The 19801-nt window shown below is 65.3% G+C and carries 20 protein-coding genes; 10 read left to right on the top strand and 10 right to left on the bottom strand.

The window, feature by feature from the left end; translation table 11 throughout:
- Positions 1-15: 15 nt before the first annotated feature.
- The 9 genes from ACE3OV_RS09455 to ACE3OV_RS09415 all read left to right on the top strand — a co-directional run bounded on the left by ACE3OV_RS09455 (position 16) and on the right by ACE3OV_RS09415 (position 6902).
- On the top strand, positions 16-258 hold the full coding sequence (locus ACE3OV_RS09455; RefSeq protein WP_374326772.1) for a ferrous iron transport protein A: 243 nt from the start codon (positions 16-18) through the stop codon (positions 256-258).
- Between the two features lie 22 nt (positions 259-280).
- A complete protein-coding gene (locus tag ACE3OV_RS09450; protein ID WP_374326770.1) occupies positions 281-514 on the top strand; it encodes a ferrous iron transport protein A in 234 nt (77 codons plus the stop codon).
- Positions 511-2847 carry a Fe(2+) transporter permease subunit FeoB gene (feoB, locus tag ACE3OV_RS09445; protein ID WP_374326769.1) on the top strand — a complete coding sequence of 779 codons (2337 nt, stop codon included), beginning with the start codon at positions 511-513 and terminating at the stop codon, positions 2845-2847. Before ACE3OV_RS09450 ends, feoB (ACE3OV_RS09445) begins: the two co-directional genes overlap by 4 nt.
- Before the next feature lies 1 nt (position 2848).
- Positions 2849-3106 (top strand): FeoC-like transcriptional regulator, encoded by a 258-nt coding sequence (locus tag ACE3OV_RS09440; protein WP_374326768.1) that lies wholly within the window; start codon positions 2849-2851, stop codon positions 3104-3106.
- Positions 3107-3163: 57 nt separating this feature from the next.
- Positions 3164-5104, top strand: coding sequence for a ferrous iron transport protein B (gene feoB, locus ACE3OV_RS09435; RefSeq protein WP_374326767.1), 1941 nt, complete (start codon positions 3164-3166; stop codon positions 5102-5104).
- Between the two features lie 10 nt (positions 5105-5114).
- On the top strand, positions 5115-5357 hold the full coding sequence (locus ACE3OV_RS09430) for a ferrous iron transport protein A (protein WP_374326766.1): 243 nt from the start codon (positions 5115-5117) through the stop codon (positions 5355-5357).
- A gap of 167 nt (positions 5358-5524) precedes the next feature.
- Positions 5525-6010 carry a bacterioferritin gene (gene bfr, locus ACE3OV_RS09425; RefSeq protein WP_374326765.1) on the top strand — a complete coding sequence of 162 codons (486 nt, stop codon included), beginning with the start codon at positions 5525-5527 and terminating at the stop codon, positions 6008-6010.
- Between the two features lie 10 nt (positions 6011-6020).
- A complete protein-coding gene (gene bfr, locus ACE3OV_RS09420; RefSeq protein WP_374326763.1) occupies positions 6021-6503 on the top strand; it encodes a bacterioferritin in 483 nt (160 codons plus the stop codon).
- A 195-nt stretch (positions 6504-6698) separates the two neighbouring features.
- The gene (locus ACE3OV_RS09415; RefSeq protein WP_374326762.1) at positions 6699-6902 is read left to right on the top strand and encodes a (2Fe-2S)-binding protein; all 204 of its coding nucleotides are present in this window, start codon (positions 6699-6701) and stop codon (positions 6900-6902) included.
- A gap of 69 nt (positions 6903-6971) precedes the next feature.
- Here the strand turns inward: ACE3OV_RS09415 and ACE3OV_RS09410 are convergent, their stop codons facing one another.
- The 10 genes from ACE3OV_RS09410 to hemN form a co-directional block, all read right to left on the bottom strand.
- The gene (locus ACE3OV_RS09410; protein WP_374326761.1) at positions 6972-7985 is read right to left on the bottom strand and encodes an extracellular solute-binding protein; all 1014 of its coding nucleotides are present in this window, start codon (positions 7983-7985) and stop codon (positions 6972-6974) included.
- 16 nt (positions 7986-8001) lie between these two features.
- Complete coding sequence (locus tag ACE3OV_RS09405) at positions 8002-8685, bottom strand: Fe2+-dependent dioxygenase (protein ID WP_374326760.1); 684 nt, start codon at positions 8683-8685, stop codon at positions 8002-8004.
- Positions 8679-9800, bottom strand: a complete 1122-nt coding sequence (locus ACE3OV_RS09400; RefSeq protein WP_374326759.1) for an alpha-hydroxy acid oxidase — start codon at positions 9798-9800, stop codon at positions 8679-8681. Before ACE3OV_RS09400 ends, ACE3OV_RS09405 begins: the two co-directional genes overlap by 7 nt.
- Before the next feature lie 52 nt (positions 9801-9852).
- The gene (locus ACE3OV_RS09395) at positions 9853-12186 is read right to left on the bottom strand and encodes a TonB-dependent receptor (protein WP_374326758.1); all 2334 of its coding nucleotides are present in this window, start codon (positions 12184-12186) and stop codon (positions 9853-9855) included.
- Positions 12187-12399: 213 nt separating this feature from the next.
- Entirely contained in the window at positions 12400-12729 is a 330-nt protein-coding gene (locus ACE3OV_RS09390; RefSeq protein WP_374326757.1) for a hypothetical protein, read from the bottom strand.
- A gap of 8 nt (positions 12730-12737) precedes the next feature.
- Entirely contained in the window at positions 12738-12944 is a 207-nt protein-coding gene (locus tag ACE3OV_RS09385; protein WP_374326756.1) for a heavy-metal-associated domain-containing protein, read from the bottom strand.
- 3 nt (positions 12945-12947) lie between these two features.
- A complete protein-coding gene (locus tag ACE3OV_RS09380) occupies positions 12948-14630 on the bottom strand; it encodes a putative bifunctional diguanylate cyclase/phosphodiesterase (protein WP_374326755.1) in 1683 nt (560 codons plus the stop codon).
- Between the two features lie 5 nt (positions 14631-14635).
- Entirely contained in the window at positions 14636-16828 is a 2193-nt protein-coding gene (locus tag ACE3OV_RS09375; RefSeq protein ID WP_374326753.1) for a heavy metal translocating P-type ATPase, read from the bottom strand.
- A 1-nt stretch (position 16829) separates the two neighbouring features.
- Positions 16830-17501 (bottom strand): sulfite exporter TauE/SafE family protein, encoded by a 672-nt coding sequence (locus ACE3OV_RS09370; RefSeq protein ID WP_374326752.1) that lies wholly within the window; start codon positions 17499-17501, stop codon positions 16830-16832.
- Positions 17502-17565: 64 nt separating this feature from the next.
- A complete protein-coding gene (gene hemN / locus ACE3OV_RS09365) occupies positions 17566-18969 on the bottom strand; it encodes an oxygen-independent coproporphyrinogen III oxidase (RefSeq protein ID WP_374326751.1) in 1404 nt (467 codons plus the stop codon).
- 115 nt (positions 18970-19084) lie between these two features.
- Here hemN and fnr point away from each other — a divergent pair, with 115 nt between their 5' ends.
- On the top strand, positions 19085-19798 hold the full coding sequence (fnr, locus tag ACE3OV_RS09360; protein WP_374326750.1) for a fumarate/nitrate reduction transcriptional regulator Fnr: 714 nt from the start codon (positions 19085-19087) through the stop codon (positions 19796-19798).
- Positions 19799-19801 lie beyond the last annotated feature (3 nt).

Genomic DNA, 19801 nt, shown 5'->3' with positions numbered 1-19801 from the left:
TTCGAGGAGATACGCATGAACACCACAGCCTTTCCGCTCAGCATGGCCAACCCCGGCCTGCGCGTCCAGGTGGTTTCCCTGAAAGGCGGCGCAGGACTGGACCGCCGCCTGACCGAGATGGGACTCAACATCGGCGCCGAACTGTGCGTCCGCCAGCATGAAGGCGGCGGGGTCGTGGTGATGCGCGGCGAAACACGTTTCGCGCTGGGCTGCGGCATGGCGCACAAGATCATGGTCGCCCCGCTGGGCGGGGCCTGACGGACTAACAGGGAGCAGGAAAATGACAACACTGGGCGAACTCCAGATCGGCGATCACGCCAGGGTGACCGGTTACGGCGCAGGCAGCGCTGCCTACCGCCGCAAGCTGCTCAGCATGGGGCTGACGCCCGGCGTCGAGATCAGCATCACGCGGGTGGCGCCGATGGGCGACCCGGTCGAACTCAAGGTACGCGGTTGCCAGCTTTCGCTGCGCAAGGAAGAAGCGGCCGGACTGAACGTGGAGAAACTGGGATGAAACCGGAAATCACCATCGCCCTGGTCGGCAACCCGAACTGCGGCAAGACGACGCTGTTCAACGCCCTGACCGGCGCCAAGCAGCGGGTCGGCAACTGGCCAGGCGTCACCGTCGAGAAGAAGAGCGGCGAGTATCGCCATGCCGGTCGCCAGGTCGAGGTCATCGACCTGCCCGGAACTTACTCGCTGGACGTCGTCGACCGTGAAGTTTCGCTTGACGAGCGCGTTGCGCGCGATTTCGTCCATACCGGCGAGGCCGATCTGGTGATCAACATCGTCGATGCCTCGAACCTCGAACGCAACCTCTACCTGACCACACAACTGGCCGAAATGGGCCTGCCGTTGCTGCTCGTGCTGAACATGACCGACGTTGCCGCCGACAAGGGCATGCAGGTCGATGCCGACGCCCTCGCCCGGCAACTCGGCTTCCCGGTCGTCCCGGTGATCGCCTCGGCCGGCACCGGGATCGACGCGCTGAAGACGGCGATCGTCAAGGCTGCCGACGCGCCGTCCTTCAGCCACAGCCTGGTCACCTACGACAGCGCGCTGGAAACGGCGATCGACGGCCTGGCGCAACGCATCGCCACGGAAGTTGCCGATTGCCGCGTGACGCCGCGCTGGCTCGCCGCCCGCCTGCTCGAAGGCGATGATCTCGCCTGCCAGCAAGCCGGCCCGGCGCTTGCTGCGGCAGCCCGTGAGGCGGCTGTCGCTTTCGCCGACGACCTCGACATCCTGCTCGCCGATGCCCGCTACGGCAGCGCCAACCGCATCGCCAACGGCTGCGTGCGCGTCACCGGCAAGGTCAGCCGCGACCTCACCGACCGCATCGACCGCGTCGTCCTCAACCGCGTGCTCGGCATTCCGATCTTCCTGCTGATGATGTACCTGATGTTCATGTTCACGATCAACATCGGCGGCGCCTTCATCGATTTCTTCGATCAATTCACCGGCGCGCTGCTGGTCGACGGCTTCGGCGCATGGCTCAGCACCGTCGGCACCCCGGCCTGGCTCACCGTGCTGCTCGCCAAGGGCATCGGCGGCGGCATCCAGACCGTCGCCACCTTCATCCCGGTGATCGGTTTTCTCTACCTCTTCCTGTCGCTGCTCGAAGGCTCCGGCTACATGGCGCGCGCCGCCTTCGTCATGGACCGCTTCATGCGCTGGGTCGGCCTGCCCGGCAAGTCCTTCGTGCCGCTGATCGTCGGCTTCGGCTGCAACGTGCCGGCAATCATGGCCACCCGCACGCTGGAAAACCGCCGCGACCGCCTGATGACCATCGCCATGGCCCCCTTCATGTCCTGCGGCGCCCGCCTGCCGGTCTATGTCCTGTTCGCCGCCGCCTTCTTCCCGAGCAACGCGCAGAACGTCGTCTTCGCCCTCTATCTGACCGGCATCGCGGTCGCCGTGCTGACTGGCCTGATGCTCAAGAAGACCTTGCTCAAGGGCGAGGCGACGCCGTTCATCATGGAGCTGCCGCCCTATCACCTGCCGACCGTCAAGGGCATTCTGCTGCACACCTGGGACCGTCTCAAGGGCTTCATCATCCGCGCCGGCCGCATCATCGTGCCGATGGTGCTGGTGCTCAATTTCCTCAACGCGCTGGGCACCGACGGCAGCTACGGCAACGAGGACAGCGACAAGTCGGTGCTCGCCGAAATCGGCCGCACGATTTCGCCGGTCTTCTCGCCCTTCGGCCTGAACGCCGACAACTGGCCCGCCGCCGTCGGCATCTTCACCGGCGTGCTGGCCAAGGAAGCGGTCGTCGGCACGCTCGACGCCGCCTACACCGCACTCGCCGCAGGCGATGCAGCGGCGGCCGGCGAGACACCCGAAGAAGAAGCGCCGTTCGAGCTTGGCAGTGCCATCGGCGACGCCTTGGCGACCATCCCCGTCAATCTCGCCGACGCCCTCGGCACCTGGGCCGATCCGCTCGGCATCGCGGTCGGCGACCTCAGCGACACCGCCGCCGTTGCCGAGGAAAACGAAGTCCACACCGGCACCTTCGGCGCCATGGCCAGCCGCTTCGACGGCGCCGGCGGGGCCTTCGCCTACCTGCTCTTCATCCTGCTCTACTTCCCCTGTACCGCTGCCATCGCTGCGGTCTATCAGGAGAGCGGCACGCGCTGGACCCTCTTCGTCGGCACCTGGACCACCGGCCTCGCCTACGGCATGGCAACCATCGCCTACCAGTTGAGCATCTTCAGCCGCGCCCCGGCCGTCTCGGCAGCCTGGATCGCCGCCGTCCTGTCTGTGGCCGCCGCTTTCATCTGGTTCCTGCGCCAGCAGGGCAACAAGGCGGACCGCCTGGCCGCCGCCCGGCCGCAGGAAGCCTGAGATGGCGACGATCCTGTCCCGGGTCGAAAAGTCGCTGCGCGAGCAACACCGCGCCAGCCTGCGCGACCTGGCCGAATCGCTCGACACCGCGCCGGAAGCGCTGCGCGGCATGCTTGAGTTGCTCGAACGCAAGGGCCGGGTGCGCCGCCTGCCGGGCGGCACGCCCTGCGCCGGCGGCTGCTGCAAATGCGCCCCGGAAAGCGTCGAACTCTACGAATGGCAGGGGCAGGCGAGGCGGATCGAGATCCGCGCTACTTGAGGCTGGACCGCCCGACTGACTTGGGAGAACCGGAGGCGACGGCGTAGAATCGCGCGCATGACATCATCCAGCGCCCACGCCGTCCTCCTCGTCGGCCACCCCAACGTCGGCAAATCGGTCCTCTTCCACCGCCTCACTGGCGCCTACGTCAACGTTTCGAACTACCCTGGCACCACGGTCGAAGTCACCCGTGCCAGTGCCCGCTTCGACAGCCACACCGAACTCCTCGACACCCCCGGCGTGCTGGCCCTGCCCTCGCGCAGCGACGATGAAAGGGCAACGGTACGGGCGCTGCTCAACGAATCCAGCCGCAGCCTGATCCAGGTCGGCGACGCCAAGAACCTGCGCCGCACGCTGACGCTGACCGCGCTGCTCGCCGAACTCGGCGTGCCGATGGTGCTGGCGCTGAACATGCACGACGAAGCGACGGCGCGTGGCGTCATGGTCGATGTCGGCGCGCTCGCCGAAGAGCTGGCGATCCCGGTGCTGGCCACCGTCGCCACCGGCGGCGAGGGGATCGGCGAACTGACCGGCAGCCTGGCTCGGGCGGCGGTCGCCGACCGCCTGCTGCAGTACGATCCGGAACGCGAAAGCGACATCGCCGCCGCGGCTGCGGCGATCGCCGAACTGGCGCCGCACCCGGTGCTCGCCGCGCGCGGCCTGGCCATCCTTTTTCTCGGCAATGACGACGAAGTCGAAGCCTGGCTGCGCGAACGCGCCGGCGCCGCTTACCCGCGCCTCGACAAGCTGCGCCAGACCGCCCGCGCCAACGCCGACGGCGACCTGCCAACCCTGCTCGCCCGCGAACGCACCGCCGCCGCCGACGCGCTGGCGACGGCGGTCAGCCGGCGCGCCGTGAACAGCAGCCCGCTGCTCTCGCAACGGGTCGGCCAGGCCGTCGTCCATCCGGTCTGGGGCATTCCCATCCTGCTCGGCGTGCTCTACGCGGTCTATCAGTTCGTCGGCGTCTTCGGCGCGACGACGCTGGTCGGCCTGTTCGAGGAAGACCTCTTCGAAGGCATCCTCAACCCGGCCGTCACCCGCTTGATCGACCAGAACTTCGGCGGCAGTTGGGTCAGCGACCTGCTGGTCGGCCAGTACGGTCTGTGGACGATGGGCATGACCTACGCGCTGGCGCTGATCCTGCCGATCGTCACCACCTTCTTCATCGCCTTCGGCGTACTCGAGGATTCCGGCTACCTGCCGCGCCTGACGGTGATCGCCAACCGCCTGTTTTCGTTGATCGGCCTCAACGGCCGCGCCGTGCTGCCGATGGTGCTCGGCCTCGGCTGCGTGACGATGGCGACGCTGACCACGCGCATTCTGCATTCGCCGCGCGAACGGATGATCACCATCTTCCTGCTCGCCCTGGCAATTCCCTGCTCGGCGCAACTGGGCGTCGTCCTCGGCATGCTCAGCGGCTTCTCCTTCGTTGCCGTACTGATCTGGGCCCTGGCCCTGGTCGGCGTCCTGCTCCTTTCCGGCTTCCTCGCCGCCCGCCTGATTCCCGGCCGGCGCATTCCGCTGGTCACCGAACTGCCGCCGATGCGCCTGCCGATCGCCGGCAACGTCCTCAAGAAAACCGGCGGCCGCCTCAAGTGGTACCTGATCGAGGTCATTCCGCTGTTTCTGATCGGCACTTTCCTGATGTTTGCGCTCGACCGCTTCGGCATCCTGCCCGCCATCGTCGAAGCCGGCGAACCGCTGGTCACCGGCTGGCTGGGCCTGCCCAAGGAAGCCTCGGCCGCCTTCGTCATGGGCTTCCTGCGCCGCGACTTCGGCGCCACCGGCCTGTTCGTCATGGCCGACCAGTTGTCGCCGATCCAGGCCATCGTCGGGATGATCACCATCACCCTGTTCATCCCCTGCTTCGCCAGCCTGCTGATGATGGTCAAGGAACAGGGCGTCCGCGTCGCCGCAGCGATGGTCGCCATCATCGTCCCCTTCGCCTTCTTCGTCGGCGGCCTGTTCAACTTCGCGCTGCGCGCCCTCTGGTAGGAAACCGCCGATGACCCATCCACACGATGCCCGCCTGCCGCTCGCCTTCATTCCGCCTGGCAGCGAAGTCAGACTGGCCGCCCTGGGCGAGGAAATCGACCCCTTGCAGCGTGAGCAACTGACCGCCTACGGCCTCGCCGAAACGCGACCGATCCGCGTCCTGCAGCAAAAACCGATGACCGTGATCCTTGCCGACGAGGTCGAACTGGCGCTGGAACACGGCATCGCCCGCCATATCTGGGTGACCCGCTGACACCTTGCGCCGAAAGCGCAAATGATAACGTTTCGTAATTCATTGTTTTTACGAAATTTTCCTGGGAACCCGGGGCTCATCCCGCTGTCGCAACCTATACAATCGGGCACACGGCAAGCCAGCCGCGTCACGCCAGCCAGCCATTTCCTAACTTGCGGAGAAATGCCATGAAGGGCGACAAGAAAATCATCGACATCCTCAATGACCTGCTGGCCGGCGAACTGACTGCCGTCGACCAGTACCTGATCCACGGCGAAATGTATGCCGACATGGGTCTCAACGAACTGGCCGAGAAGTCGATCCACGAATCCGACCACGAACGCCAGCACGCCCGCGCGCTGATCCAGCGCATCCTCTTCCTCGAAGGCAAGCCGGACCTCTCGAAGCGCGACGCGCTGAAGATCGGCAAGACCGTGCCCGACATGCTGAAGGCCGACCTCGACGTCGAGTACAAGGTCGATGGCGACCTCAAGAAGGCGATCGCCGCCTGCGAGAAGGCCCAGGACTACGTTTCGCGCGACATGCTGGCGGCGCAACTGGAAGACACCGAAGTCGACCACGCCTACTTCCTGGAAAAACAGTTGCGCCTGATCGAACTGGTCGGCCTGCCCAACTACCTGCAGAGCCAGATGGGCTCGGGCAGCCCGGCCTGAGGAGCGCGACATGAAAGGCGACAAGAAGGTCATCGAAATCCTCAACAAGGTCCTCAAGAACGAGCTGACCTCAATCAACCAGTATTTCCTGCACGCCCGCATGTTCCGCAACTGGGGCCTGGAAAAGCTCAACGACTACCAGTACAAGCAGTCGATCCGGGTGATGAAGGAAGCCGACGAGCTGATCGAACGCATCCTCTTCCTCGAAGGTCTGCCCAATCTGCAGAACCTCGGCAAGCTGCTGATCGGCGAAAACGTCGTCGAGTGCCTGGCCGGCGACCTCAAGTACGAGCAAACCATCCAGCGCCCGCTGCTGATCGAGGCGATCGCCCTGTGCGAGGAAGCCCAGGACTACGTCAGCCGCGAATTGCTCGAAGACCTGCTCGAACACTGCGAGGCCGCCATCGATTGGCTGGAAACCCAGCAATCGCTGATCGAAGACGTGACCCTGCCGAACTACCTGCAGGCGCACATGGAACCGGGCGAAGGCTGATTCCCGCCCCACTCGTCAGCAAGCCGCGGCCAGTCCGCGGATTTTTTTGTTGGTCACTACTGGCACCGTATTTGCGTATGACCTTCCCGCAAGGAGAAGTTTGTCACGCTTGCCACAAGACAAAAACGAGTATTGACATTCGTTCTCAACTGCATACAATGGGAATTGTTCGCATTACCTTTCGAGGTGCCTTTGATGTACGTCTGTGTCTGCCATGCCGTCACCGATCGCCAGATTCGCCAGGCTGCCGCCGATGGCGCGCGCACCTTGAAAGACCTGCGCCGCGAACTGGGCGTCACCCGCGACTGCGGCCGCTGCGCCTCCTGCGCTCACGAATGCCTGAAGGAAGCCCAGGACAAGGGCGGCAAGCCGGGCAAGGTGGTCCTGATGGCTGCCTGAACCAGAATCCACCGACAAGAAAAACGGGAACCCGCGGGTTCCCGTTTTTCTTTGCCTGAAGCTCGCCGTTCAGCGATAGCCGACGCGGTCGAGCAGTTTCTGGGCCGCCGGCAGTTGCCTGGCGATGTTCTGCAGCGGCGTCGTGTCGACCTTGAAGCTGCCCAGTTCGGCGAGTTCCTCGTTGGCCACCTTGACCGTCGGCACCGCCGGCCATTCATTGTTGCCGTTGGCGAAATAGCGTTGCGCCTCGTCACTCGCCAGGTACTCGAGGAAACGCAGCGCCGCCTCGCGGTGTTTCGTGGTCTTCACCATGCCGCCGCCGGAAACGTTGATGTGGGTGCCGTAACTGTCCTGGTTCGGCCAGACGATGCCGAGGCGCTTCATCAGATTGCGGTCCTCGACGCGCTCGGAGGCCATCATCCGCACCAGGTAGTAGCTGTTGGAGACGGCGACGCCGCATTCGCCGCTGGCCACCGACTTGATCTGGTCGGTATCGCCGCCGCGCGGATTGCGCGCCAGGTTGGCGACCAGGCCGCGCGCCCAGGCCTCGCTTGCCGCTTCGCCGCGGTGGGCGATCTGCGCGGCGACCAGGGTCAGGTTGTAGACGTGGCCGCCCGGCGTACTGCAATACTGTCCCTGCAGCTTCGGATCGGCCAGCGCTTCGTAGCTCGGCACGTCTTCCGCCTTGAACTTGCGCTTGTTGTAGATGATCAAGCGCGCCCGCGTCGAGAAGGCGAACCAGGTGTCGGCGCGCAGGTGCGCCGGAATCCGTGACTCCAGCAGCGCCGACTTGACCGGCGCGAAGATGCCCCAGGCGTCGGCCACCGCCAGACTGGCGGCATCGACGGTGATGAAGACGTCGGCCGGACTGTTGGCGCCCTCGTTGCGGATGCGCTCGATCAACTCGTGCGCCTTGCCTTCAATCCGGTTGATGCGGATGCCGGTCTGTTTGGTGAAGTTGTCGTAGAGCGCTTCGTCGGCCTGGTAATGGCGCGCCGAATAGAGGTTGAGGACCTTCTCCTCGGCCTGGGCGAGGCCGGTACCGAGCAGGATGGCAAGAATGGGTAGCAGTCGTTTGAGCACGCGTTTCTCCTTGAAATCAGGGCTTGGCCCACTGCCGCAGCAGGTTGTGATAGACGGCGGTCAGCTTGAGCAGACGGTCGTCGTCGGGTGGCACGACGCCGGTCATGCCCTGGATCGCCTGGTCGAGATCGAAGAGCAGCGTGCGCGAACTGTCGTTCTGCACCATGCTCTGGATCCACATGAACGACGCGACACGCGCGCCGCGCGTCACCGGCGTCACCCGATGCAGGCTGCTCGACGGATAGAGGACGAGGTCGCCGGCCGCCATCTTCGCCGCCTGGATGCCGAACGGCCCCTCGATTTCCAGTTCGCCGCCGTCGTACTCGTCGGGCTCGGCGAGGAACAGGGTGGCCGAAAGGTCGCTGCGCACCGACACCGACGTGCCCGGCACCTGCATCACCGCGCTATCGACATGCGCGCCATAGGTGCCGCCGTCGGCGTAACGGTTGAACTTGGGCGGATAGATGCGCGCCGGCAGGGCCGCCGAGATGAACAGTGGATTGTTGCCGAGTCGCCTGAGGATGCGGTTGCCGAGTTCGACCGCCAGCGGCGAACCGTCGGCCAGTTGCTGGTTGCGCTTGACCGCGCGAGCCAGGGTGCCGGCTGTCTTCAGGCCGTCTTCCCATGGCGCGACAGCGAGCAGCTCGCGGAATTGCCTGACTTCGTCCTGGCTCAGGACGCCCTCGATCGGAATCAACATCTCGTTTCCTTTTCCTTGAAAATCATCGCCGCACCGATATCGGCCAGCGTCGCGCAGCCCGCCTGCGCCATGCAAATTTCCAGTTCCTCGCGCAGCAGGCGCAGCAGGTGGGCCACCCCGAGCGCGCCGGCAACCGCCAGCGCGTAAGTCTGCAAGCGGCCGACCAGCACCGCGTCGGCGCCCAGCGCCAGGGCCTTGAAGACGTCGTTGCCGCTGCGGATGCCGCTGTCGAGCAACAGCGGATAAGCGTCCCCGACGGCGGCGCGGATCGCCGGCAGTACGGCGAGGCTGGCCGGTACGCCGTCGAGCGAACGGCCGCCGTGGTTGGAAATGATCATGCCGGCAACGCCACGTTCCTTGAGCAGCACCGCGTCCTGCGGATGGAGAACGCCCTTGACCACCACCGGCAGGCTCGTCTCGGCGAGCAGCCAGTCGAGGTCGGCGAGCGTCGGTGCCTGCGCCATCACCCCCTGGAACACCCGGCTCTGCCCACGCTCGACGACGGGCGGCGCCAGCTCCGGATAATTCGTCAGATTGGCGGCAACCACCGCCGCCGGCAGCGCAAAACCGGCGCGCTGGGCGCGCCGGCTGGGCAGCTTGATCGCCGTGTCCAGCGTCACCACCAGCACCCGGTAACCAGCGGCTTCGGCACGTCGGACGAGATCGAGCGTATGCCGGCGCTCGGCCTGGAAATAGAGTTGGAACCAGCGGTCCGCGCCGGACTGCGCCGCCACCTCTTCCAGTGTTCGCCCGGCCAGCGTGCTCAGCACGAAGCCGCTGTCGGTCGCCGCCGCGCCGCGCGCGACGTCGATCTCACCCTGCGGGTGGACCAGCGTCTGGTAGGCGAGCGGCGCCAGCAGGATCGGATGCGCCAGGCGACGGCCGAACAGGTCCAGCGCCGTATGCCCCTGGCCGACGTCGCGCAGCAGGCGCGGCCAGATCCGGGTCGTGGCGAAGGCGGCGCGATTCGCCGCCAAGGTCGTCTCGTCGCCACAGCCGCCGGCAATATAGGCGAGGCGGTCGGCGGCCAGAAAATGCCCGGCAATCGCTTCGTAATCCTGCGCGCAACGGATCTCGGCGGGAATGGCGTTCAGTGGTGGTCGGTTTTCTGTCATGCAGTGACAACGGGCGAACCCGGCGGATTCGCCCGTTTCCTTCAGTGGCGGCTTAGAACTCGTAATTGAGCGTCAGCCTGGCGTTGCGGGCATCGCCCTTGTAGAGGAAGGACCCCGAACGGTAGCCGGCAAGGTAGTAATCCTTGTCGAAGACGTTGCCGACGTTCAGGCGCAGCTTGGCCGCCTTGGTCACCCGGTACTCGGCGAACAGGTCCCACACCGTGTAGGCCGGGATCGGCTGGGTGTAGGCACCGAGGTTCGACGCCGGCTGGCTGCCGGCGGCGACTTGCGCCGCCGTGACGTAGCCGGCGGCGGTGTCGGGCTGCCCCGCGTACTTCTTGCTCTCGTACTTGACTGCGGTGCCGAAGGCGAATTTCGGCGTCGCCTGGTAACGCAACTGCGCCGACGCCGTCTTGTCGGCGAAGTTGCTGAGCGTCTTGCCCTTGTTCTCCGGGTTCGCCGACTTGGTCACTTCCGAGTCCATGAAGGTGACGCCAGCAAAGGCGCTCAGCTTGTCGGTCAGGTTGCCGGCCAGGCCGAACTCGATGCCGCGCACGCGGTTCTCGCCGGTGTTGAAGGTGCCGACCGTCGCATAGTCGGCGCCCTCCATGACATCCGACTTGCTGATCTGGAACAGCGAGGCAGTTGCCAGCAGCTTGCCACCGAGCAAGTTCCACTTGGTCCCCAATTCGATGTTCTCGGTCTTCTCCGGCGAAGCGCCGATATAGCCGTTGTTCGTCCCGTTGGGCAGGACGACGACGCCACCGTAGCCGCTGCCGGTGCCGACGTCGGACTCGCCGCCGTTGACGTCGCTCGCCGTCGAGTAGGTCAGGTAGACGTTGGCGTCCGGGCGGAACTTGTAGGTCAGCCCGAGATGGCCGTTCCACAGCGAGTCGGAATACTTGAAGTTGCCGAGCACGTTGGGCGTCGCGTTGCTGGCGTCGTGGTTCCAGAACGCCTTCATGTCGTACTTGAAATGGTCGTAGCGAACGCCGGCAAAGGCCGTCCACTTCTCGGTCAGATCGACCGTATCCATCAGCGACGCGGAAACCGTCTTGACGTTCCAGTCGATGTCCCAGTCGCCCTTGCGGATGTTGACGCGGGAAACACCGCCGTCGATGGCGCTGAACGGAACATTGCTGACCCGGGTCGTACCGTCCATCAAATAAACACCGTTGAGCACCGAATGGTCGGTGTATTCGAGGCCAAGGTTCCACTCGTGCTTCATGCCACCGATCACGGTATCGACGAAGAGGTTGGTCTGGTTGGCGAAGTAATCGACTTCCTGCCAGCCCTGGTGGGTGGACAGGTTGAGGCTGCTGTCGCTGTTGTAGCTGGCGCCGGTGGCGACATAGCCATTGTCGGATTTGCCCCAGCGCGTCGCGTTGGTCAGGCGGACGTTGTCGTTGAAGCGGTACTTCAGGCGTGCCGTGAAAGTATCGACGTCGGATTTCAGGAAGTCCTCATCCTGCGCATAGACCGGTGCGTCCTTGAACGGCTTGCGGTTGGGCAAGGCGCCGTAGAGATAAGCGCCGAGGTCGGGGCGGTCGTCGCCGCGGAAACCGTAATAGTCGAGCAGGATGTCGAAACGCTCGTTCGGCTTGATCAGCGTGGACAGCGCGACGCCCTTGCGCTCGCGGTCGGCCGGATTGCGGTCAGGCACTTCCTCATAGCCGTAGAGCAGGTTGGCGCGCACCGCAACGTTGTCGGTCAGCGCGTAATTGGTGTCGACGGTGACGCGGCGATGGTCGTCGGTGCCCAGGCCGACCGAGAGCTTGGTGAAATCGTAGTCGGTGGTCGCCTGCTTGGTGATCGAGTTGATCGCGCCGCCGGCGGTGCCGCGGCCGGCGAAACTGGAACTCGGCCCCTTGGAGACTTCGACCTGTTCGACGGCGAAGCTTTCGCGGATCGACATCCCCGGGTCGCGCAGACCATCGACGAAAACGTCGCTGCGCGCTTCCTGGCCGCGGATGATGTAGCGGTCGCCGAAAGCGTTGCCGTTTTCGCCGGTGCCAAGCGTGATGCCGGGTTGCGCGTCGAGGATGTCGCGCAGGTCGGTGTAGCCCGAATCCTCGATCTGCGTCTTGGTCAGCACGCTGATGTTGGCCGGCGTCTCGGCCAGCGGTCTCTTGCGCCGCTCGTCGCCGGAAACGCGCGCCTTGTAGGGTGCATCCGGCTCGGCGTAGGGGTTGTGGTCGATGACGCGTTCGACGACGGTGACCGGCGCCATTTCGGCTTCACTCGCCGCTTCGGCGGCAAACGCGGCAACCGGTGCCAGCATCGTCGTCGAGATACCCAGCGCAATGCCGGTCTTCTTCAACGAACGGGTCTGGGGCAAGGTCCGGAAACTGGCCGGCAGCGTGACTTTCTGAGCTTTTCGTTTCACTCTCGTATCCTGGATTGAGGCCGCGGCGGGACATCCGGACAAGAGCTGCCAGCAGAGGGAAGCGGCCAGGACATCCCAACGGCAAAACGGTTGGGGAAAAGCTGGCTGGCTTCAGGCTGGCTTGCTTGATTGCAGACGCGAATCTATCGCATTTGCGATTCCGTTACAAGCAGTAACAGCATCGTCACGCGCGGAACACAAGTCAATCGGGATTCAAGACAAGCGGCAAACCTGGGAAAACCCGGCAAAACCCTGCTGCAGGAGTATCGCCAGCAGGTCAGCCAGGCGGGCGCGGGAGAAGCGCACGAGGAGCAGCGGTTCGCCGGCAGCGTACGCCACGATCGCCGCCCTGATCGCAGGATGCTCGCCATGGCGCGCGAGCAGCTCGGACGGCAGAGCATACTGCGCCTCATAGACCCCGGTGAAACAGCGCAACAAGGCCGGCAGCCGGGTCGGGTCGGGAAGGCCGTAGGTCGCCGGCAGATCGGATTCGGGCAAGGCCCGGGCCAGCAACAGGCAGTCGTTTTCCGGCGGTGCCGTCATCGCCGGAATTATGCGGCGTCGAAACCCGCGTCTTCGATGGCAGCAAGCAGTTCGGCGCGGCTGACCTGTTGCGGGTCGTAGGCGACGCGTGCCTGCGCCGCTTCCAGCGAGACCTCGGCGGAGGCGACGCCGGGCAGGCCGCCGAGGACGCCGCTGATGTTCTTGACGCAGCCCTGGCAGCTCATGCCGCCGATCCGGATTTCGGTGTTTTCCATGTTTCAGTCCCTGTGGAGAAAAGGCTGGCGGCGCAGCAACTCGGTCATTTCGGCGGCGGCCAGCGGTCGGCTGTAGTGAAAGCCTTGCACCATGCCGCAACCCATCTTGCGCAGCAGGGCCAGTTGCTCGGCAGTTTCCACGCCTTCGGCCAGGACCGTCAAGCGCAGGCTGCGCCCCATGCTGACGATGGTCGAGGCGATCGCCTGATCGTCAGCGTCGGTCTCCAGGTCCATGACGAAGGAACGGTCGATCTTCAGCTTGCCGACCGGGAAACGCTTCAGGTAGGCGAGCGAGGAATAGCCGGTGCCGAAATCGTCGAGCGCCAGGCTGACCCCCATCCGCTTCAGCGCCGACAGGGTACCGAGGGTGAATTCGGCGTCGTGCATCACGGTGCGCTCGGTCAGTTCGAGCTCCAGGCACTCGGCTACCAGCCCGGTCGCACTCAAGGCGCCGGCAACCATCTCGACGAAACCGGCCTGGCGGAACTGCACCGGTGCCACGTTCACCGCCATCGTCCGCAGTTGCAGGCCTTCGGCTATCCAGGCCTGGGCCTGTCGGCAGGCTTCGAAGAGCACCCAGTCGCCGATCGGATTGATCATCCCGCTATCTTCGGCAACGGCGATGAAGCGGTCGGGCATGATCGTGCCCAGGCGCGGATGCAGCCAGCGGATCAGTGCCTCGACACCGACGATCTCGCCGTTGTACAGGCTGACCAGCGGCTGGTAGTGAAGAACGAACTGCTCCTCGGTCAACGCCTGGCGCAGGTTGCTCTCCATCATCAGGCGCTCGAGCGTCGCCATGTTCATATCCGAGGAATAGAACTGGAAGGTGTTGCGGCCGAGGTCCTTGGCCTTGTACATCGCCGTATCGGCGTTCTTGAGCAGGGTGTCGATGTCCTTGCCGTCCTGCGGATAGAGGGCGATGCCGATCGACGAGGTGACGGTCAGCGCATGACCGCCGACCGAAAACGGCGAGGCGGCGATCTCCAGGACGCGGCGGGCAACATCGGCCGCCGCTGCGGCATTGACCTCGGGCAGCAGGATGATGAACTCGTCACCACCCAGGCGGGCCAGCGTGTCGATCCGTCGCACCACCTTGACGTAGCGCTGCGCCAGCGCGCAAAGCAGGTCGTCGCCGACGCTGTGGCCGAGCGAGTCGTTGACCCGCTTGAAGTGATCAATATCGAGAAAGAGCAGCGCTGCGCCGTGCTTGTCGCGCTCGGCGGCGGCAATCATCTGCTCGATGCGGTCGTGCAGCAGGCGCCGGTTGGGCAGACCGGTCAGGGCATCGAAATCGGCCAGTTCGCGGATGCGCTGTTCGGCATGCTTGCGGTCGGTGATGTCAATGACCGTACCGACCGCGACCACCTGCCCATCAAAACGCGAGGGCATGCCGAGCACCGACATGGTGAACCGGCTGCCATCCTGGCGCCGGCCGGTAAACTCGGTGGCGTCGGCGTTGCTGCTGCCCGGCCGGCGGGCCAGCTGTTCGGTGATCCGCGCGTGCTGTTCGGCAACGACCAGGTCATAGGGACCGAGGCGATCGACGAAATCCACCTCGGCATAGCCGAACAACTTGCACATGTAGGGATTGACGTAGAGGAAACGCCCCCGCGCCAGGACAAAAATCCCGACCTGCGCCGCGTCCATCGTCGCGCGGAAGAGGTCGGCTGTGCGTTTGGGCATCACCGTCAACGCCCCCGGGCGCCGGCCGGACGCCAGCGTCTGAGGAGCAGCGAATTGCTCACCACCGATACCGAACTCATCGCCATCGCCGCCCCCGCCACCACCGGGCTGAGGAACCCGAGCGCCGCCAGCGGGATGCCGAGAACGTTGTAGATGAAGGCGAAGAACAGGTTCTGCCGGATCTTGCCGAGCGTTGCGGCCGACAAGGCGATGGCTTCGGCGACGCCGAGCAGGTCGTTGCGGATCAGCGTCAGGTCGGCAGCCTCGATCGCCGCGTCGGAGCCGGCGCCGATCGCGAAACTGACGTCGGCCGCCGCCAGCGCCGGGGCGTCGTTGATGCCGTCGCCGACCATCGCCACCAGTTGGCCATCCGCCTTCAGCGCATTGACCGCCGCCGCCTTGTCGCCCGGCAGGATGCCGGCGCGGAATTCGTCGATCCCGGCCTGGGCGGCAATCGCCGCCGCCGTCGCCGGGTTGTCGCCGGTCAGCATGACCACCCGGATGCCGCGTTCGCGCAGGCGGGCCACCGCCTCGCGCGAAGTCGGCCGCAGCGCATCAGCGATGGCGATCAGGGCCAGGAGATGCGTAACTTTTTCGTCGGCGTCGATCTCGGCCAGCGCGATCACCGTCTTGCCGGCGCCCTGCAGCGCCTCGACCGCGCCGTCGCCGGCCAGCCCAAGCCAGCCCGGCGCCCCCAGCCGCAGACGACGGCCGCCGATCTCGCCACTCACCCCGTGCCCGGCCGTCGCGACGAAACCGCTCACCGCCGGCAGTTCGAGTCCATCGGCGGCGGCGATCACCGCCCGCGCCAGCGGATGCTCGGAGTGATGCTCGAGCGCCGCCGCCAGTTCCAGCGCTTCCTCGCGGCCGATGCCGAAGGGCAGCACGTCGGTCACCTGCGGCTGGCCGGCGGTCAGCGTGCCGGTCTTATCGAGCGCCAGCACGGCGATCTTCTCGGCGCGTTCGAGCGCCTCGGCATTGCGCACCAGAATGCCGGCACGGGCGCCCTGCCCGGTGCCGACCATGATCGCCGTCGGCGTCGCCAGACCGAGCGCGCACGGGCAGGCGATGACCAGGACGGCGACGGCATTGACCAGCGCCGTCGCGAAATCACCGCCGACCCACCACCAGCCGGCAAAGGTCGCCAGTGCGATGGTGCACACCACCGGCACGAAGATCCCGGAAATCCGGTCGGCCAGTCGCTGCACCGGCGCTTTCGAACCCTGCGCCTCGCCGACCAGGCGGATGATGCCGGCGAGCAGCGTCTGCTCGCCGACACCGGTGGCGCGGCAGCGCAGGCTGCCGCTGGCGTTGGCGGTGGCGGCGAAGACCTTGTCGCCGGCACGCTTGCCGACCGGCATGCTCTCGCCGGTGAGCATCGCCTCGTCGACGCTCGATGCGCCGTCGATCACCTCGCCATCGACCGGCACGCTCTCGCCCGGGCGGACCAGGAAGACATCGCCCGGCATCAGCGCATCGACCGGCAATTCGATCCACTGGCCGTCGCGGTCGACGCGCGCCGTCTTCGGGCGCAGGCGGATCAGCGACTCGATCGCCTCCGAGGTACGCGCCTTGGCCCGCGCCTCAAGCAGCTTGCCGAGCAGGACCAGGGTGATCACCGCCGCCCCGCCCTCGAAATAGACATGCTGCTCGCTCAGACCCAGCAAAGTCACGACGGTCGAAAAGCCCCAGGCCATGCTGGTGCCGAGCGCGACCAGCACGTCCATGTTGGCGCCACCGCCGCGCAGCGCCTTCCAGGCACCATCGTAGAAACGCCAGCCGATCCAGAACTGCACCGGTGTCGCCAGTGCAAACTGCAGCCAGCGCGGCAGTTCGTTGTGCATGGCATGCTCGCCGAACATGAACAACATCTGGCCGACCAGCGGCAGACTGAACGCAACAGCGATCCAGAAACGGCGGATTTCGCTCTGATAGACGCGCAGTTTCTCCGCCTTCTCCCGCTCCCGGGTGCCGGCGTCGACCACCGCCGCACTGAAGCCGGCCTTGGCCACTGCAGCAATCACGGCTTCAACGCCGACCCCGCTCAAGCGCACGCGCGCCCGCTCGGCGGCGAGATTGACGTTGGCCTGCATGCCGGGTTGCCGGTTGAGGACCTTTTCCAGACGCGTCGAACAGGCAGCGCAAGTCATCCCAGCGATTGAAAACTCGACCACTTGCCGGGTCTGGTCGGATTCCATCTCAGCTCGCTTCCAGCAGATAGGGCAGACCGAGCAGCCCATAAACGCCGAAGCCTAGCACCAGCAGCCCGGACGTCCAGCGCACCACCGGCCGGCGCACGAATTCGTTGAGGCGCGCCAGCAGGATGCCAGCGAGCAGCAGATTGGGCAGGGTACCGGCGCCGAAAGCCAGCATCAGCAAGGCGCCGCGTTGCGCCGAACCGGCCGACAGGGCGCTCGCCAGCGCGCTATAGACCAGACCGCAGGGCAGCCAGCCCCACAGCATGCCGAGCGGAAAGGCCTGGCTGACCCGCGTCGCCGGCAGGAAGCGCCGGGTCAGCGGCTGCAACCGCCGCCACAGCGACTGGCCGAGGCGCTCGGTAAAGGCCAGCGCCTGGGTGGCGCCGATCAGGTAGAAACCGAGCGCAATCAGCATCAGGTTGGCGAACAGGTAGAGGATCAGTCGCGCCGGCACCTGCCCTTCGAGGCCCAGGCCGGCGGCGCCGAGCGCCCCGGCAAGCGCCCCGGCCAGGCCGTAGGAAAGGATGCGCCCGCCGTTGTAAGCAAGGTGCATCGACCAGCGGGCCGGACTGCCCATCGCCAGCGCGCCGACGATGCCGCCGCACATGCCGACACAATGTGCGCCACCGAGCAGACCAACGAGAAACAATGCTAGGAAGCCGGAATCTGGCATGGCACAAGGCTGACAACAGGAAAACCCGCAGTGTAACCCGCGCCGCAGCTTCCTGGCACCTTGCTCAGATCACCTTGGAATAGCGCGTCCGCTGGCGATCGGCCCGCAGGTAACGGTCGAAAGCCATGGCGATGACGCGAACCAGCATGCGCCCCGGCGGCAGTACGGTGATCCAGTCGCGTTCGATCTTGAGCAGCCCGCCGCGCTCCATCTCGCGCAGATCCTCGATCTCGGCGGCGAAATACTTGTGGAAGTCGATCAGGTGCGAACTCTCGATACTCTCGATCGACAGCTCGAAATGGCACATCAGCGCCTGGATGATCGAACGCCGCAGGATGTCGTCAGCGGTCAGCTCGATGCCGCGCACCACCGGCAGCATTGGTGCGTCGAGCCGGTCGTAGTACTCGTCGAGCGTCTTGACGTTCTGGTAGTAGGTGGGGCCGACCTTGCTGATCGACGAGATGCCGAAGGACAGCATGTCGCAATCGGCGTAGGTCGAATAGCCCTGGAAATTGCGGTGCAGGCGCCCCTGGCGCTGCGCCACCGCCAGCTCGTCGTCGGGCTTGGCGAAGTGGTCCATGCCGATGAAGACGTAACCGGCTTCGGTCAGCTTCTTGATCGCCAGGGCCAGAATCTGCAGCTTGGTGTCGGCGTTCGGCAGGTCGGCGTCGGCAATCCGCCGTTGCGGCTTGAACAGCCCCGGCAGGTGCGCGTAGTTGTAGATCGACAGGCGGTCCGGATCCATCGCCAGGACGCGCTCCAGCGTCCGGTTGAAACCCATCACGCTCTGGAAAGGCAGACCGTAGATGAGGTCGATCGACACCGACTTGAAACCGTTGGCGCGTGCCGCGCTGATCACGTTCGCCGTTTCCTCCTCGGTCTGCACGCGGTTGACCGCAACCTGCACGCGCTCGTCGAAATCCTGGACGCCGACGCTCATCCGGTTGAAACCCAGTTCGCCGAGCAGGGCCACGGTTGCCGTGTCGACCTTGCGCGGGTCGACCTCGATCGAATACTCGCCGCCGTCGAGCAGCTTGAAATGCTTGCGCGTCTCCGCCATCAACTGGCGCATCTCATCGTGTGACAGGAAGGTCGGCGTACCGCCGCCCCAGTGCAGCTGGATCACCTCGTGCTCGCCATCCCTGCCTTCCAGCGAAGCGCTCTGCAGCGCCAGCTCCTTGCCCAGATACTTCAGGTACTTGGCGCTGCGCCCGTGATCCTTGGTGATGATCTTGTTGCAGGCGCAGTAGTAACAGATGGTGTTACAGAAAGGGATGTGGAAGTATAATGAGAGCGGTCGGCTAATACCGCCGATGTTGCGTTTGCCAAGCCAGAGTGCCGCGGCCTCGGCGTCGAAAGCCTCGACGAAGCGGTCTGCTGTGGGATACGACGTGTATCGGGGGCCGTTTACGTCGAAACGGCGAATGATCTGTGGGTCGAAGACGAGGTTTTCAGTTGCGAAATTCATTGAACATGGCGCCAAGTTTAGGCCCGATTATGTGGGGATGGATCGCATTTCCGGTTGACATGGATCAAGCCAACGCAGGTTGCCAATGCCAAGCCCAATCCCGCTGAATCAGGAGATGACGCTAACCGTCATCAAGACGGCCTGCTCCAACTGCAACCTGCGCGAACTCTGCCTGCCGTTCGGCCTCAGCCTCGAGGAACTTGAGCGTCTCGACGACCTGATTTCGACCCGCCGCCGGATCAAGCGCGGCGATCACCTGTATCGCGCCGGCGAAGCCTTCGACGCAATTTACGCAATCCGCAGCGGCTTCTTCAAGACTGACGTCCTGCTCGAGGACGGCCGCGACCAGGTCACCGGCTTCCAGATGGCCGGCGAGCTGCTCGGCCTCGACGGCATCAGCACCGAACACCACACCTGCAACGCCATCGCGCTGGAAGACAGCGAGATCTGCGCGATCCCGTTCAACCGGCTGGAAAGCCTGTCGCGCGAGATCCACAACCTGCAGCATCACTTCCACAAGGTGATGAGCCGCGAGATCGTCCGCGACCACGGGGTCATGATGCTGCTCGGCACGATGCGCGCCGAAGAGCGCCTCGCAGCCTTCCTGCTCAACCTGTCGCAGCGTTTCACGGCGCGCGGCTTCTCGCACGCCGAGTTCTACCTGCGCATGACGCGCGAGGAAATCGGCAGCTACCTCGGCCTCAAGCTGGAAACCGTGTCACGTGCCTTCTCGCGTTTCCAGGAAGAAGGCTACATCGCGGTGCAGCAAAAACACATCCGCATCCTCAACGTCAACGGCCTGAAGGCGCTGATGAACCACCGCGCCTGAGGC

Source organism: Azonexus sp. (assembly GCF_041909095.1).
Taxonomy (GTDB): domain Bacteria; phylum Pseudomonadota; class Gammaproteobacteria; order Burkholderiales; family Rhodocyclaceae; genus Azonexus.
Note: the sequence above shows the minus strand (reverse complement) of the source record. Positions and strands in the feature narration are given on the sequence as shown.

Bases quoted from the DNA above. Each gene is read 5' to 3' on its own strand.
- ACE3OV_RS09405 (WP_374326760.1), bottom strand. From the start codon at position 8,685: ATGTTGATTCCGATCGAGGGCGTCCTGAGCCAGGACGAAGTCAGGCAA.
- ACE3OV_RS09390 (WP_374326757.1), bottom strand. From the start codon at position 12,729: ATGACGGCACCGCCGGAAAACGACTGCCTGTTGCTGGCCCGGGCCTTG.
- fnr (WP_374326750.1), top strand. From the start codon at position 19,085: ATGACGCTAACCGTCATCAAGACGGCCTGCTCCAACTGCAACCTGCGC.
- ACE3OV_RS09440 (WP_374326768.1), top strand. From the start codon at position 2,849: ATGGCGACGATCCTGTCCCGGGTCGAAAAGTCGCTGCGCGAGCAACAC.
- ACE3OV_RS09415 (WP_374326762.1), top strand. From the start codon at position 6,699: ATGTACGTCTGTGTCTGCCATGCCGTCACCGATCGCCAGATTCGCCAG.
- ACE3OV_RS09450 (WP_374326770.1), top strand. From the start codon at position 281: ATGACAACACTGGGCGAACTCCAGATCGGCGATCACGCCAGGGTGACC.
- bfr (WP_374326765.1), top strand. From the start codon at position 5,525: ATGAAGGGCGACAAGAAAATCATCGACATCCTCAATGACCTGCTGGCC.
- hemN (WP_374326751.1), bottom strand. From the start codon at position 18,969: ATGAATTTCGCAACTGAAAACCTCGTCTTCGACCCACAGATCATTCGC.
- ACE3OV_RS09380 (WP_374326755.1), bottom strand. From the start codon at position 14,630: ATGCCCAAACGCACAGCCGACCTCTTCCGCGCGACGATGGACGCGGCG.
- ACE3OV_RS09370 (WP_374326752.1), bottom strand. From the start codon at position 17,501: ATGCCAGATTCCGGCTTCCTAGCATTGTTTCTCGTTGGTCTGCTCGGT.
- feoB (WP_374326769.1), top strand. From the start codon at position 511: ATGAAACCGGAAATCACCATCGCCCTGGTCGGCAACCCGAACTGCGGC.
- ACE3OV_RS09375 (WP_374326753.1), bottom strand. From the start codon at position 16,828: ATGGAATCCGACCAGACCCGGCAAGTGGTCGAGTTTTCAATCGCTGGG.
- ACE3OV_RS09385 (WP_374326756.1), bottom strand. From the start codon at position 12,944: ATGGAAAACACCGAAATCCGGATCGGCGGCATGAGCTGCCAGGGCTGC.
- feoB (WP_374326767.1), top strand. From the start codon at position 3,164: ATGACATCATCCAGCGCCCACGCCGTCCTCCTCGTCGGCCACCCCAAC.
- ACE3OV_RS09400 (WP_374326759.1), bottom strand. From the start codon at position 9,800: ATGACAGAAAACCGACCACCACTGAACGCCATTCCCGCCGAGATCCGT.
- ACE3OV_RS09455 (WP_374326772.1), top strand. From the start codon at position 16: ATGAACACCACAGCCTTTCCGCTCAGCATGGCCAACCCCGGCCTGCGC.
- ACE3OV_RS09430 (WP_374326766.1), top strand. From the start codon at position 5,115: ATGACCCATCCACACGATGCCCGCCTGCCGCTCGCCTTCATTCCGCCT.
- bfr (WP_374326763.1), top strand. From the start codon at position 6,021: ATGAAAGGCGACAAGAAGGTCATCGAAATCCTCAACAAGGTCCTCAAG.